This window comes from Bifidobacterium tissieri (assembly GCF_002259645.1).
GTDB classification, from domain to species: Bacteria; Actinomycetota; Actinomycetes; order Actinomycetales; family Bifidobacteriaceae; genus Galliscardovia; species Galliscardovia tissieri.
Genome location: NZ_MWWV01000002.1, coordinates 1 through 13,040, shown reverse-complemented (window position 1 = coordinate 13,040; position 13,040 = coordinate 1). Strand labels below are relative to the sequence as shown.

General features: G+C 62.5%; 12 protein-coding genes and 2 CRISPR repeat arrays. Of the genes, 8 read left to right on the top strand and 4 right to left on the bottom strand.

Features of this window, described 5'->3' with window-relative positions:
- Positions 1 to 4: 4 nt before the first annotated feature.
- Both BTIS_RS00945 and BTIS_RS00940 read right to left on the bottom strand, forming a co-directional pair.
- Complete coding sequence (locus BTIS_RS00945) at positions 5 to 712, bottom strand: response regulator transcription factor (protein ID WP_094661794.1); 708 nt, start codon at positions 710 to 712, stop codon at positions 5 to 7.
- Between the two features lie 72 nt (positions 713 to 784).
- On the bottom strand, positions 785 to 1,432 hold the full coding sequence (locus BTIS_RS00940) for a DedA family protein (RefSeq protein WP_094661793.1): 648 nt from the start codon (positions 1,430 to 1,432) through the stop codon (positions 785 to 787).
- Between the two features lie 160 nt (positions 1,433 to 1,592).
- Here BTIS_RS00940 and BTIS_RS00935 point away from each other — a divergent pair, with 160 nt between their 5' ends.
- The 4 genes from BTIS_RS00935 (at position 1,593) to proC (ending at position 4,803) form a co-directional block, all read left to right on the top strand.
- The gene (locus tag BTIS_RS00935) at positions 1,593 to 2,324 is read left to right on the top strand and encodes an ABC transporter ATP-binding protein (protein ID WP_245819182.1); all 732 of its coding nucleotides are present in this window, start codon (positions 1,593 to 1,595) and stop codon (positions 2,322 to 2,324) included.
- Positions 2,321 to 3,145, top strand: a complete 825-nt coding sequence (locus BTIS_RS00930) for an ABC transporter permease (protein ID WP_094661792.1) — start codon at positions 2,321 to 2,323, stop codon at positions 3,143 to 3,145. Before BTIS_RS00935 ends, BTIS_RS00930 begins: the two co-directional genes overlap by 4 nt.
- A gap of 121 nt (positions 3,146 to 3,266) precedes the next feature.
- Positions 3,267 to 3,845 (top strand): TetR/AcrR family transcriptional regulator, encoded by a 579-nt coding sequence (locus BTIS_RS00925; RefSeq protein WP_094661791.1) that lies wholly within the window; start codon positions 3,267 to 3,269, stop codon positions 3,843 to 3,845.
- Between the two features lie 142 nt (positions 3,846 to 3,987).
- Positions 3,988 to 4,803, top strand: a complete 816-nt coding sequence (proC, locus tag BTIS_RS00920; RefSeq protein WP_094661790.1) for a pyrroline-5-carboxylate reductase — start codon at positions 3,988 to 3,990, stop codon at positions 4,801 to 4,803.
- A 125-nt stretch (positions 4,804 to 4,928) separates the two neighbouring features.
- Here proC and BTIS_RS00915 read toward each other — a convergent pair whose 3' ends face one another.
- Positions 4,929 to 5,573 carry an alpha/beta hydrolase gene (locus BTIS_RS00915; protein ID WP_094662055.1) on the bottom strand — a complete coding sequence of 215 codons (645 nt, stop codon included), beginning with the start codon at positions 5,571 to 5,573 and terminating at the stop codon, positions 4,929 to 4,931.
- Positions 5,574 to 5,910: 337 nt separating this feature from the next.
- Here BTIS_RS00915 and BTIS_RS00910 point away from each other — a divergent pair, with 337 nt between their 5' ends.
- The 4 genes from BTIS_RS00910 to BTIS_RS00895 all read left to right on the top strand — a co-directional run bounded on the left by BTIS_RS00910 (position 5,911) and on the right by BTIS_RS00895 (position 11,840).
- Positions 5,911 to 7,119, top strand: a complete 1,209-nt coding sequence (locus BTIS_RS00910; RefSeq protein WP_094661789.1) for an amidohydrolase — start codon at positions 5,911 to 5,913, stop codon at positions 7,117 to 7,119.
- 50 nt (positions 7,120 to 7,169) lie between these two features.
- The gene (locus BTIS_RS00905) at positions 7,170 to 8,471 is read left to right on the top strand and encodes an O-acetylhomoserine aminocarboxypropyltransferase/cysteine synthase family protein (protein ID WP_094661788.1); all 1,302 of its coding nucleotides are present in this window, start codon (positions 7,170 to 7,172) and stop codon (positions 8,469 to 8,471) included.
- 267 nt (positions 8,472 to 8,738) lie between these two features.
- Positions 8,739 to 9,083, top strand: a complete 345-nt coding sequence (locus BTIS_RS00900; protein WP_094661787.1) for a hypothetical protein — start codon at positions 8,739 to 8,741, stop codon at positions 9,081 to 9,083.
- A gap of 750 nt (positions 9,084 to 9,833) precedes the next feature.
- A CRISPR array of direct repeats spans positions 9,834 to 11,509; the repeat unit is 29 nt; unit sequence CGGATCATCCCCGCGTGTGCGGGGCAAAC.
- Positions 11,510 to 11,606: 97 nt separating this feature from the next.
- Positions 11,607 to 11,840: a hypothetical protein gene (locus BTIS_RS00895; RefSeq protein WP_094661786.1), complete on the top strand. Its 234-nt coding sequence runs from the start codon at positions 11,607 to 11,609 to the stop codon at positions 11,838 to 11,840.
- Positions 11,841 to 12,139: 299 nt separating this feature from the next.
- A CRISPR array of direct repeats spans positions 12,140 to 12,778; the repeat unit is 29 nt; unit sequence CGGATCATCCCCGCGTGTGCGGGGCAAAC.
- Between the two features lie 61 nt (positions 12,779 to 12,839).
- Here BTIS_RS00895 and BTIS_RS11945 read toward each other — a convergent pair.
- A partial coding sequence (locus BTIS_RS11945) for a hypothetical protein (protein WP_094661785.1) occupies positions 12,840 to 13,040 on the bottom strand: 201 nt, incomplete at its 5' end.

The window sequence follows — 13,040 nt, the reverse complement described above, 5'->3', positions numbered from 1 at the left end:
TCCTCTATTCGCGCGGCTCTCCGATGATGTATCCGTGACCGCGTACGGTGTCGATGATATGTCGTGTGGTCTTCTGTCGGATGTATGACACATACGTGTCGATCGTGCCCTCCGTGTCGCTTTCGCTGAACACGAGCCGCAGCAGCTCCGCTCGGGAGAACACGTGCTGCGGCGAGGAGCAGAGTGTGGTCAGCAGCGTGCATTCGGCATGGGTGAGTGCAATGCGGGTCAGATCCGGGGATTCGATCATGTTCGACTTCGGCAGCAGTCGCCAGTCGCCGATGTCGTAGGCGCGTTGTTCGGCGCGATACCCGCGTAGCAGCGCACGCAGTCGCGCCTCCAGCTCCTCGAAATGGAACGGCTTGGTCAGGTAGTCGTTGGCGCCGAAGTCCAGCCCCTCCACGATGTTGTCCACACTGCCCAACGCGGTGAGCATGAGCACCGGCGTGGTGATGCCGCTGCCGCGGGCCTCCCGGACCAGCTCCAGTCCATCGGCGTCGGGCAGTCGACGGTCCACGATCGCAGCATCGTAGGTCATGCCGAAGAGACGTTTACGGCCTTCCGCGCCGGTCGTCACCCAGTCCACGCGATAGTGGTCGCCAAGGATTTCCGCGGTGATCGACCCGATGCGTGGATCATCCTCGATGAACAGCACGGCCGGCTGCAGTAGTTTCCCCGGATCGGAAATCGCATACGACGTCTCGTCCGCCATGACCATCTCCTTCGTCGATCGTATGGTCACATTGTTTCACGTTTCACGACGGAATGCGTGACGGAATACGTCTTACGCGCGGGTGGCGCCACGTGAGGAGAGCGCGGAACGCACGCCCTTGATGACCAGCGGCATGACGGAGATCAGCACGATGATGATGCATACGGCGTCGATGTTGTTGGCGATCAGGCTCACGCGGCCGAGCTGGTGGCCGAGCGTGGGCAGGGCAATGCCCCAGATCAGCGTGCCGATGAGGTTGGCGGAGATGAACTTCCTGTGGTCGTAGTGGGTCAGGCCGACGGCGAACGGGGTGAAGGTGCGCAGGATCGGTACGAAGCGGGCGAGGATGATGGCCTTGTAACCGTACTTGACGAAGAACGAGTGTGCGCGTTCGAGTCGTTCGGCGTTCTTGCCCTGGGTCCACGACCGTAGCAGTCGGCTGTCTCGTCCCTTGCGGCCGAGTTCGTATCCGGTCTGATCGCCGATGAACGCGGCGATGCCGATCACAATGCAGATCAGTACGAGCGAGGTGTGGGCGAGCGGCGAGTCGGGCAGCGCGGTGGCCGCGGAGACCATGCCGAGCAGGAATACGAGCGAGTCGCCGGGCAGGAAGAATCCGACGAGCAGACCGGTTTCGGCGAACACGATGATTGCGGAAATGACCAGCGCCCACGGACCCGCCGCGGAGATGATGAATTCAGGACTGAGAAAACTTGGCATATCGGATCCTTGTGAAATTGGTCGTGACAATGGCAATGAGTGCGGTCGATTCCGAGACAGTGTCCAGGGATCGTCCTGATTCCAAGACTGCGATACGTGTTCTCAGAAAGCGCTGAGAATCGCCGGAACCTATGGAAAGGAACGATTCTAGACTGAAGTCATGGCTGCAATTGAAAGAGACCAACAGTCGGCGAATGGGCTCACACCCGTGCTTCAGGTGGACGACGCCATGTGCCGCGTACGGCATGGAGACGAGTGGAAGACCATTTTCCAGGGGCTGTCATTGACGTTGTATGCCGGGCAGATCGTCGATCTGGTGGGACCGTCCGGCTCCGGCAAGTCCACGCTGATGGAGTGCATGGCGCAGCTCAACGCCGACACCGACGCCCGTATGGCGCTTGACGGGAGGTCCGCTGACGGGTTCACTCCCGAACAATGGCGTACGCAGGTGGCGTACGTACCACAACGTCCGGTGCTGATGGGAGAGACCGTGGCGGAGGCGATCCGATACCCGTTCACGTTGAAGGTCCGTCGTGATTCCTCAGTCGTCATCCCTGACGACGGTACGTTGCGCCGGGCGCTGGATGAGATCGGACTGCGTGACGTGGAACTCGACCGGTCGCCACAGGACCTGTCCGTGGGACAGCAGGCGCGCGTGTGCCTGTTGCGTACTCTGCTGACCGGACCGAAGGTACTGCTGGCCGACGAGGTGGACGCCGGACTCGACCCGGACAATGCCATGCGCGCCGCACACCTGCTTGCCAAGGCCGCGGAACAGGGCGTTGCCGTCTGCCGTGTACGCCATCGCGACCCCGACGGCATGGCCGCACGCATTCTCGAACTTGCGGATGGAGTTCTGACGGAAGTGTCCCCGACGGAGGTGCAGGCATGAACGATATCAACGGTATTCTCGTCACCAGCACGGAAGGCGCCGCGTCCGACTATCCGATCGACAACTGGGGTCTGCTGGTCGCCCTGCTGCTGGTCGCTCTGGCGTCCGTGATCTCCGCGGTGCTCAAACTCGGCGTGGAACGCCGACTACTGTGGGCCACCGTACGGTCACTCGTGCAATTGCTGGCCATGGGCCTGATCATCGGCTATGTGATCCGGGTGAACCAGTGGTGGCTCGTATTCGCCCTGCTTGGCGTCATGATCATCGCCGCCGTGCAGATCACGCTCACCCGTGGCAGCGGCCTGCCGAAGGGGCTGGCGCTGCCGGTGTTCCTCACCCTGCTCGCCAGTGCCGTGCTCATGTTCTCCGTGGTCGTGGAACTCATCATCCGACCCAAGCCGTGGTACGCGCCGCAGGTCGTGGTCACGATGGTCGGCATGCTGCTCGGCAACGTGGTATCCGCCATCGCCGTGGCCATCACCCGACTGTTCGACGACATCCGCACACGCCGATACGAGATCGAGACGATGCTCGCCTGGGGCGCCACGCCATTGGAGGCCGCCATGCCATCCATCACCTCGGCGGTACGACTCGGACTGATCCCCACCATCGCCCAGCTCGCGTCCAGCGGCATTGTGCTCATCCCCGGCATGATGGCCGGTCAGATCATCGCCGGTGGCGATCCGGTGCAGGCCGCACGATACCAGTTCGTCGTGCTCGCCGTGATCTCGTCGCTCACCGCGCTCGCCGATACGCTTATCGTCATGCTCGTCTATCGCATGGCGTTCACCGAGAACCATCGTCTGCGCACCGACCTATAGCGGTCGTTCCGTACCCTTCATGACTATGGCCGTCGAATACCGCGAATATCCGACTGATCGTGTACACATGTACAGGAGAATGATCAGACGGTGATCATACGGCGCGGAATGGATGGACACTATGGCGGAATCTGAACGCGACAATCATGCGCGACGCGGGGAACGACGCGGTGACCCCGAACGTCGGAACCGCATCATCGAGGCGTGTCTGGACGTGATCGCGGAAAAGGGTGTGGCCGGCACCTCGCATCGCGTGGTGGCCACTGCCGCCGGCGTGCCACTCGGGTCCATGACCTACTACTTCGACGGCATGGACGACCTGCTGCATCAGGCGTTCGAACGGTTCGCCGACGAAAGCGTACGACGCATGCGGGAACGGTTCGCCGCAGTCACCACCCGCGATCAGGCCTGCGACGCCGTGGTCCGGACGATCACCGAGGACGTGTTCCGCAGCCAGCATGATCTCAACCTCAACCTCGAGTTCTACACGCTGGCCGCACGCGACCCCTCCTACCGTGACATCACCACACGATGGATGGGCCGCAGTCGCGAACAATTGCGACGGTTCTTCGACCCGCGCACGGCACAGCTGCTCGACGCGATGATCGAGGGCCTCTCCATTCATTGCGCGCTCTCGACCGTTCCCCCAAGCGAGGACGACATTCGCGAAGGCGTTCGTCGCATCGCGTCCGCGGCATGAGGCGGCATAGGCATAATCGTTCACAAACGAAAACTAGACTTCGTTCTAGTCGTGGCGCATGGGATGGATACCACGGCAGGCTCGGACACGACGACGAACGTCACGCCGTTCCGGGTGGGCACCTCCAAGGAAAGGATCTGACATGGCAGACAACACAACGTCTACGGCGACTCCGCGCATCGGCGTGATCGGCTTCGGCAACATGGGCGGCGCAATCATCGGAGGCGCGGTGGCACACCACGTGGTCGACCCCGCATCCGTGACCATCTACGATCCGAACGCCAGCTCCATCGAACGAGCGAAGAATCTTGGACTGGGAACCGCCTCCAACGAACGCGAGGTCGTCGAATCCTCCGACATGATCCTGCTGGCCGTCAAGCCGCAGTCATTCGCCGCCACCGCCGCCAACTGCGGATCATTCGACGGCAAGGCCGTGCTGTCGATCATGGCCGGCGTCACCGCCGATCGCATCCGCAGCACCGTCGACGGCACCCCGCGCGTACTGCGACTCATGCCGAACACGCCCGCCCTCGTGGGTGCCGGAGCCTTCGCGCTCAGCTCCGACAGCGACTTCAGTGACGCAGAGAAGGCATTCGCCAAGGAACTGTTCGCATCCATCGGCATTGTGGAATTCGTGCCCGAGCATCTGATCGACGCGGTGACCGGACTCTCCGGCAGCGCGCCCGCCTTCGTCGCCATGTTCATCGAGGCGCTTGCGGACGGCGGACTCAAGGAGGGGCTGCCCCGCGACACCGCATACCGTCTGGCCGCCCAGACCTGCCTCGGCGAGGCCAAGCTGATCCTGGACCGGAACATGACCCCGGCGCAGGCCAAGGACATGGTCACCTCGCCCGCCGGCACCACGATCGCCGGATACGCGGTGCTCGAGGAGGCCGGATTCCGCGGCACGGTGATGAAGGCCGTGTCCGCCGCCGCCCAGCGTTCGCGCGAACTCTGAGATTGTGTGGTTCCGCGGTCTGCAAGTCGGTATGATTCATCGGCTGCAGACCACGGACGGTTCGACGGAACGAACGATACGGTCCGTCGGTCCGTCGAAATGTCGAACCGTCGAACCGATGATCGTCAGAACGTGGGGCGCGCCGCGCCGATGGACTGCAGGAACGTGGACACGTCACGCAGTTCCGGCATGTTGATGCTGTGCTCCATGCCGGGATAGATCTTTTCGGTAAGCGTGCTGTGCGACTGCCAGAACCCGCTCATGGCGGCCAGCTCATCGGGGGAGAAGATCGTATCGGCGCCGCCATGGCCGTAGAACACCGGGGGAGTGGTCTCGCCGAGCTTCGCATCGCCCGGCAGCGCGCCCGGAGCCAGCCAGCCGGAGAAGCTGACGGCTGCCATATACCGATCCGGGTTCACCCGCAGCATATGCCCGGCCAGCAGTCCTCCCTGCGAGAATCCCATCGTCACCACGCGACGCGACTCGTCGATGTTGTCCGTCACCCAACGGTCGATCGCCTCGGCGGCGTCCAGCGCCTGCTTGTCCAACGACTCGCCCGACGGCACACCCTCGTGATCCCATGTACCAAACCACGTGTAGCCCATGCCGTATTCGATGGGCGCGCGCAGCGAGGCGTAATCCGCGTCCGGAGCGCAGAAACGCAGCAGATCCGGCAGATCATATTCATTCGATCCCCAGCCGTGCAGCAGCACGAACACGGGAGTGCTGACGTTGCTGCGGATTCTGGTCAATGCCTTGGTGATGTCCATCGGTCGTCCTTCGTTGGTTATGGCGTTGGTTATGGTCGGGCCCTGTTCGGATGACGGGCGATGATCGTCGCGATCATGCCCGGTCCGGGCGTCGGCGGCGGTGATGTCGGAATACTGATCATTCATTCCGATATGTGATATATCCGTCGGGCCTGACTTCAGGGTATGGCCGTGAGCAGACGAATGCATGCGAACGGTTTCGAACAGACCATAAGTTCTTCGTATACTCGGCGCGTTGTCAAGTGTCGGGAAACAGGCTTACATGGAAACATTGCACGTTTCACGGGACGCGTATGACTGGCCCGTGCCGCCCGATCAAGAGAAAAAGGACGATCCCATGAGCGAATCGGCTTTTGAGCAGAGTCTGCTGGAACACTACCGGTGGTTCCACCGGCATCCGGAACCGTCATACGAGGAGCACACCACCACCGCACGCATCAGACGGATCCTTGAGAGCCACGGCATCGAAATCCTCAACACGGGACTCAAGACCGGACTGGTCGCCGTCATCCGCGGTGCGCAACCCGGTCCGGTGATCGCGTTGCGCGGCGACATCGACGGCCTGCCGATCACCGAAAATACCGGCCTGCCGTACGCGTCCGAACACGCGGGATACATGCACGGCTGCGGGCACGACTTCAACCTCACCGTCGCACTCGGCGCGGCTATTGAACTGCAGGCCGTGCGCAACACCCTCGCCGGTACGGTCAAGGTGATCTTCCAACCCGCCGAGGAAGGCCGCGCCACCGAGGAACGCCCCACCGGAGCCGTACAGGTGCTCAACACCGGCGCACTCGACGACGTACAGGCGTTCTTCGGCACGCACGACGCCCCCGGCGAGGTCGGAGCCATCTACATCAAGGAAGGCGGCACATCCGGAGCCGTCGACAAATTCGCCATCACCGTGACCGGGCACGGCACCCACGCCGCCGAACCCACCAAAGGCGACGACGTGATCGTGGCCGCGGCCGCCATCGTGCAGTCGCTGCAAACCGTCGTCAGCCGCAGCCTCGACCCCGTGCACCCCGCCGTACTGTCCGTCACGCACATCGAGGCCGGCAACACCTGGAACGTGCTGCCATCCACCGCATTCCTCGAAGGCACCGTACGCACCACCGAACGCGCCGACCGGCAGATCGCCAAGGACCGGGCCGTACGCATCGTCGAGAACACAGCCGCCGCCTACGGGGTGAACGCGGACGTCCAATGGTTCTTCGGTTCGCCATCCGTCGACAACGACCCGCACTGGGCCGCAGTCGGCCGCGAGATCGCCGCCGAAACCGGACTCGAAACCCGCCCCGGATGGGCCGACCTCGGCGGCGAGGACTTCTCGTACTACCTCGACCGCGCACCCGGACTGTTCGTACGCATCGGCGCCGGCGACACGAACGCGCCGCACGGTCCCACCTTCGCACCCGACCCGCACGGCATCATCTCCGGAGTACGATTCCTGACCGCCATCGCCCAGCATGCGCTCGCGGAACTCAACGAGACCACGCCGACACACAGTCGTCCGATCTGTCGTACGATCTGTACCAGCAACTGAACGCGCGGCCGAATACGCGCAACTGAACACACGAGAAAAGAGAACATCCCATGACCAACGGATTCCACACCATCGCCATCCACGGCGGCTACGACAACCGCGCCAACCACGACGCCGCCACGCCGCCGATCTACCAGAGCGCCGCATTCGACATGGAATCCGCGGTCCGTGGCGACAGGCTCGCCGCCGGCGAGGAGCAGGGATTCTCCTACTCGCGTGTGGCCAATCCCACCATCGACGTGCTCGAACAGCGCCTCGCCCAGCTTGAAGGAGGCGACGACGCCGTAGCCGTCGCCAGCGGCATGGCCGCAGTGTCATTCGCCCTGCTGTGCGCAGCCGAAGGCGGCGGACGCATCATCTCGCCCACCAACCTGTACGGCGCATCCGTGGACGCCATGGAAACCTTCTTCCCCCAGTTCGGCGTCCACACCGACTTCGTGAAGGACATCAACGACCTCGCGGAAGTCGAATCCAAGATCGGGCCCGATACCCGCGCCATCTTCGCCGAATCCGTCGCCAACCCGTCCACCGAAATCACCGACGTGGAAGCGCTCGCCAACCTCGCCCACAAGCACGGCATCCCGCTGATCATCGACAACACCGTACCCACCCCCTACCTGTTCCGCCCGATCGAATTCGGCGCCGACGTGGTCGTGCACTCCACCACTAAAGGCATCACCGGACACGGCAACGCACTCGGCGGCGTGGTCGTCGACGCCGGACGATTCGACTGGGCCGCCGGCCGCCACCCGCAGTTCACCCGCAAGGAACTCGTCGTCAGCGACGAACGCAACGGCATCTGGCGCAGCTTCGCCGACGCCTTCGGCCCCAAGGCATACATCCGCCGCGTGCGCATCAAATACGTGCGCACATTCGGTGCCGTGCAGGCCCCGTTCAACGCCTACCTGCAGCTCATGGGACTCGAAACCCTGCCCGAACGCGAACAGCGCGAAGTCGCCACGGCCACCGCCATCGCCAAGCACCTGCAGACCAACCCGCACGTGCTCAAGGTCAACTACTCCGGACTTGGCGACACCGACCAGCGTGATCTGGTGGCCAAATACTATCCGAACGGCGTGGGCACGATCCTCTCGTTCCTCATCGACGGCGACGAGGAACATGTACGCCGACTGCTCGACGCCACGCGCGTATTCACCTACATCCCCAACATCGGCGACGCGCGCTCGCTGATCGTGGACCCGGCCCGCATCACGCATCGCGAAGTGCCTGAGGAGTACCGTCTGCGCGCCGGCGTGACCGACAATCTGATCCGTCTGTCCATCGGTCTGGAGGATCCCGAGGATCTGATCGCCGATCTTGACCAGGCGTTGGACGCCGCGTTCGCGGAGTAGGCGGAGGGCTGGCGTGGCGGCGGGCTGGCTGGCTGATTGATGAGTTGGCTGACTGATGAGTCAGCTCGCGCCGACATGTCGTGGCACGTCTCCAGACGGTGACGGAACGACGACGGAACGACGACGGTACGGCGTGAGGCCGGTGAGTACGCCGTTTGGGTGAATGCGATGATGGCAGTGTGCTGTCTATGATGCGGCCTCGTTGCGTCTCGTTGCATCCGTATGCCGCATCGCATCCGTATGATGAAAGAATGGTAGGAATCCGCTATGCGGCCACGCAATGAATTCGGGAAACTCGGTGAATTCGAAAAATTCGGTGAACTCGGCACCGAAGTCGTCGGATATATCATCGCCTACTGGGAGTGCTGCTCCGACGGACATAACTATCTCGCCATCAACCATGCCGGACAGACCACGCGGGACATGGCCTACCAGTACATGACCGAACGGTACGAGGACTATCTCGCCGACATCGATTCCGAGTATTACGACGGCTACCGTGCCCTGCTCATCAGCCAATCACCTACGCCCGTCCCCGCCGACGCCACGCCCATCGAACAGGCCATGGCGGCATTCGATGCCATGTTTGCCTATCTTTGGCCGGAGGGATAGCGAGGAGGGATAGCGGGAATAGGTGCATGCGGGATCGTACCTGGTCAGGTATCGGGGATCTTGGCGAATATTGGGTCGAACCGGACACGGGTTTGGGTATTTCCGGATACGGTGGATTCTGATCTGGGTATTTCCGGACACGGTTCTGGGTATTTCCGGACACCGGTTTGGGTATTTCTGGACACGGTTGACTCTGATCTGGGTCAAGCCGGACACGGGTTTGGGTATACCCGGACTCGATGGACTTTGGTCTGGGTATTTCCGGACACCGGTTTGGGTATTCCCGGACGATAAGTCTGGGTCAAACCGGTATAGATAACTGAGTCTGGGTATTTCCGTATCACGAAGACCCTGTGTCGGGGGTGTTCATGATACGGGAATACCCAGATCCGATTTTTGGAGTCCGGGAATACCCAGAACCATTCCAGCTACGGTGGCCAGCTGCGAGCCCGGCCGACCATAGCTTTGGGTCTGGGAAGGTTGTAGTTGGCCAAGCCCCCTGATAACGCCGATGCGCTCGACCACCTCGATCAAACTCAGTAGCGGTACGTTACGTTTGTACGTTTTATGTGGTCGACCAGTAGTCCAATCTTGGCATTCTCGACCCGGTTTGGCTTATCCGGAATGTTCTGCCGTCGAACGACAGCTCGAACACGTTGCCGTCGCTCGTGTGCTGTTTTTGATGGGGAAGATTTCCGTAGTCTGCCACCGCCGACACCTCGAACCGCGCCCACTGGTTGATGATCTGCGCGGATCATCCCCGCGTGTGCGGGGCAAACGCCAGACCACCAAGGCGGTCTGGTCTTCCCAGCGGATCATCCCCGCGTGTGCGGGGCAAACGTCGCCGCGCTCGCGGCCGGTCTCGCCCTGTTCGGATCATCCCCGCGTGTGCGGGGCAAACAGGTGCGGCAGTCGGGTACGAGCTGGCCGCTGAGGATCATCCCCGCGTGTGCGGGGCAAACTCGCCGACGCGCGCGCCCGACGAGTCGTAGAACGGATCATCCCCGCGTGTGCGGGGCAAACGCGTTCATCGCGCCGGTGATCATCGGCATGAACGGATCATCCCCGCGTGTGCGGGGCAAACACCCGCATCGGCATCCTGCCCCAACCCACCAGCGGATCATCCCCGCGTGTGCGGGGCAAACAGGAAAGCGAGGAAACCCGTATGGACGCGGAACGGATCATCCCCGCGTGTGCGGGGCAAACGGCATCGACCACCTTCACCCGCATGAAATAGTCGGATCATCCCCGCGTGTGCGGGGCAAACTTGCCGTTGGACTGCCTCAGGAACGCCGTCCCCGGATCATCCCCGCGTGTGCGGGGCAAACGGCATCGACCACCTTCACCCGCATGAAATAGTCGGATCATCCCCGCGTGTGCGGGGCAAACAGCGCGGTTGGTGGCCTCGCATATCTCGATGCCGGATCATCCCCGCGTGTGCGGGGCAAACGTGGACCATCTGCTCGCCCACGTCCGCGGACGAGGATCATCCCCGCGTGTGCGGGGCAAACGTGGAGGTTTCGGCCTCGGTCATGCCGTCGGTCGGATCATCCCCGCGTGTGCGGGGCAAACTTCACCCCGCCGTGAATCCTGCACACCGAGCACGGATCATCCCCGCGTGTGCGGGGCAAACATCCTGTGTTCCATGCACGAGCAGGGGCGGAGCGGATCATCCCCGCGTGTGCGGGGCAAACGAGGGAACGGGACGATCCATCATCGTGCAGAACGGATCATCCCCGCGTGTGCGGGGCAAACACGTCCGCGTGGCAGCAGACGGTTGAACAGTTCGGATCATCCCCGCGTGTGCGGGGCAAACTGGCCGCGCTGAACCGTCCCGGCGGCTACGCGCGGATCATCCCCGCGTGTGCGGGGCAAACATGATCCACTGGTGCAATCGTTTCGCGGCCTCCGGATCATCCCCGCGTGTGCGGGGCAAACATGTTGCCCGCCGCGCCGAACGGTACGGCGTGCGGATCATCCCCGCGTGTGCGGGGCAAACCTCGTTGTATTCGTTCTTGCTGAGGCCCACGGCGGATCATCCCCGCGTGTGCGGGGCAAACTTTCGACGCCCTGAACGCCAAGGGCCGCGACACGGATCATCCCCGCGTGTGCGGGGCAAACGAACTCGACGTCACCATCGACGTCATCGACGACGGATCATCCCCGCGTGTGCGGGGCAAACATCGAGAAGATCGACGTCGCCCAGGTGAACAACGGATCATCCCCGCGTGTGCGGGGCAAACAAGGCCGTCGACGTGCTCGCCAACCGTGTCCGCGGATCATCCCTGCGTGTGCGGGGCAAACGCGGTGATTGTGGCGCTCAGTTCGCGCACGCGCGGATCATCCCCGCGTGTGCGGGGCAAACATCACCGCCCAGTCCGGCAAGGCCGTGGGCAACGGATCATCCCCGCGTGTGCGGGGCAAACGCAAGCGAATGGTGTTGCAGCCATCTTCAAACAGGATTTCGTAGACAAATTCGATCCAGTCAAGGGAGAAAACAGAAACTACGGATTATCCGATCTGATGAACGGTATCGAGATAAAAACCCTCCGAGATACATCCAGCAAAAACACGATTGACACGCATCTTAAGAAGACGAGCAACAAGCTGGATGCTAAACGAGTGGTTATCGACAATGTCGATAATAAGGGCATGTCTGACGAAGAGCTTATCCGGTGCATCAAACGTAGCCGCCGTTTCAAAGATGGCATGGTCTACATCATCGGCAAGGACGGGCAATTACGCAGAATACGATGAAGCGCCCTGAAATGTCACCCACATGCGCAATGCATGTGTTGAAAGGAGGTGTCAATCCAAGACGCTTCAACACATCGATTATATCACTTGGTGGGTTGCCAGAGTGGTCGAATGGAACCGACTGCAACTCGGTCGTGGATCATCCCCGCGTGTGCGGGGCAAACGGGGCGAACTCTTGGCATAAGGGCCAGCTGATCGGATCATCCCCGCGTGTGCGGGGCAAACTCAGCTGGCCGACGCGATTCCCGGCGCATCCGGCCTCCTGCAGGATGCGATGCGGAAGAACGGCGCGTACACGGGTGGATCATCCCCGCGTGTGCGGGGCAAACTCGGACGGTATCGACTCGCCCGTGTCGGTCTGCGGATCATCCCCGCGTGTGCGGGGCAAACTGGCCCATGGTGGCGACGTCCTTGGCGAGGTCCGGATCATCCCCGCGTGTGCGGGGCAAACGTGAGGCTGTCCCTCGCCTGCAGTTCCCGGAGCGGATCATCCCCGCGTGTGCGGGGCAAACCCGCCACCATCGCCGTCGCCGCCGTTCCCGGCGGATCATCCCCGCGTGTGCGGGGCAAACATCACCGAGCAGCCCGACCCCGCCGTGCTGTCCGGATCATCCCCGCGTGTGCGGGGCAAACGGTTCGAGGAACTGGGATCGACCATCAGCGGCAGGATCATCCCCGCGTGTGCGGGGCAAACGATGCTCCGGGCACGCGGCGACATGCAGAAGAAGGATCATCCCCGCGTGTGCGGGGCAAACTTCTCAGCCAGCCGCTTCCAGTTCTGCGCGACCGGATCATCCCCGCGTGTGCGGGGCAAACGGTCGATACAGTCATGCCGGTTCATCCCCCGTCGGATCATCCCCGCGTGTGCGGGGCAAACCACAATAGTGGCTCTGTCTGCCCTGTTTGATTGGGATCATCCCCGCGTGTGCGGGGCAAACGGCCCTGCGGCAAGTGAAAGGAGACGCATGAACGGAGGGCTATAGGAACTTTTGTGGTGCTTTAGAGTCCTTTCTCACGGTTTGTGTGCCGATTGTGGCGGGTGTGGCGTCCGCGGCGTTTGATGAGCGGGTGGATGGCGTGCAGGATGAACATCAGGGCCCCGGCCGCGACGAGTGCCGGCCGGCTTCCGGCGCCAATGGCGTCGATGAGTTCGAATACGACTTGGATGAGTCCCAGCAGAGTTGCGATGTTTTGGATCAT